Raw genomic sequence first — 1,555 nt, forward strand, 5'->3', positions numbered from 1 at the left:
CCCCGCCCCCGCCCCCGCCGCCCGCGCCACCGGCCTGACCGTCATGCTCGGGGACACGCCCCTGCTCACCGACGCCGACCTCGCCCTCGTCCCGGGCCGGGTCCACGCCATCACCGGCCCCTCCGGCGCCGGCAAGACCACCCTGCTGCGCGCCCTCGTCGGCGCCCTCCCGCCCGGCGCCCGCGTCAGCGCCGGCGGCGTCGACGTCCTCGGCCAGGACATCCTCGCCCTGCCGCCCGAGGAACTGCGCCGCCTCCGCCGCCACCGGCTCGCCTTCGTCGGCCAGGACCCGGGCTCCGGCCTCAACCCGCGGATGCGCGTCGAGCGCCTCGTCACCGAGACCGCCGCCGACCGCCGCCGCACCTCCGTACCCGAACTGCTGCGCACCGTCCGGCTGCCCGCCGACGAGCACCTCGAACACCGCCGCACCGCGGGGCTGTCCGGCGGCCAGCAGCGCCGGGTCGCCCTCGCCCGCGCCCTCGCCCGGCGGCCGGAGATCCTCCTGCTCGACGAACCCACCGCGGGCCTCGACGCCGCCCTGCGCGACGACATCGCCGAGCTGCTGCGCGCCATCGCCGAGCGCGACGGCATCGCGATCGCCTTCACCAGCCACGACCCCGACTTCGTCGCCCGCTGCGCCGACGACGCCCTCGCCCTGTGGCCCGCGCAGGCCCCGTCGTCCGCGCCGTCCCCGCCGCCCGCGCCGGCCCGCCCGGCGGCGGTGGTGGCCGAGAGCGGGCCCCGGCCTGCCGAGGGCGGCGGCCCCGTGCTGAGCGTGCGGGCGCTCGGCGCCCACACGGGCAGCGGCCGCACCCGGCGCACCGTCCTCGCGGACGTCGACCTCGACCTGACCCCGGGCACCCTCACCGGAATCGTCGGCCCGTCAGGCTGCGGCAAGACCACCCTGGTCCGCACCCTCGCCGGACTCCACACGCCCGACACCGGCACCCTCACGCTCCACGACCAGCCGCTGGCCGCCTCCTACCGGCGCCGCACCCGCGACCAGCGCCGCCGCATCCAGCTCGTCCCGCAGAACCCCCTCGGCGCCCTCAACCCCGCCCGCACCGTCGGCGCCACCCTCACCCGGCCGCTGAAGCTGCACTTCGCCCTGCCCGCCGCCCGGTGCGAGGAACGCGTCGCCGAACTGCTCGACGCCGTCGGCCTGCCCGCGCACTACGCGGCCCGCCACCCCCACGAGCTCTCCGGCGGGCAGCGCCAGCGGGTCTCGCTGGCCCGCGCCCTGGCCGCCGAACCCGACGTGCTGCTCTGCGACGAGGTCACCTCCGCCCTCGACACCGACACCGCCGCCGTGCTCATGGACCTCCTCGACGGCCTGCGCACCGGCCGGGGCCTGGCGGTCGTCCTGGTCAGCCACGACCTCCCCCTGGTCACCGGCCGCGCCGACCACGTCCTGCCGCTCGGGGGTCCGTTGTCCGCACCGTCCGTCACCAAACAGCCCGCGGGCAGCGTGCGCTGACCCGGCGCCGCACCGGCTACGGGAGCCCCGCCGGTCGCGGCGCCGTTCTCACCGGCCGGGCGCGGCCCTCTCCGGGCG

Annotated in this window: 1 protein-coding gene; it reads left to right on the forward strand. The window is 78.8% G+C overall.

The features are described 5' to 3' along the window. Positions 1–1,477, forward strand: a 1,477-nt coding sequence (locus tag AE652_RS41095; protein WP_049661066.1) for an ABC transporter ATP-binding protein, incomplete at its 5' end; no start/stop codon positions are given. Positions 1,478–1,555 lie beyond the last annotated feature (78 nt).

The sequence above is a fragment of the Kitasatospora sp. MY 5-36 genome (assembly GCF_001182915.1).
GTDB lineage: Bacteria > Actinomycetota > Actinomycetes > Streptomycetales > Streptomycetaceae > Kitasatospora.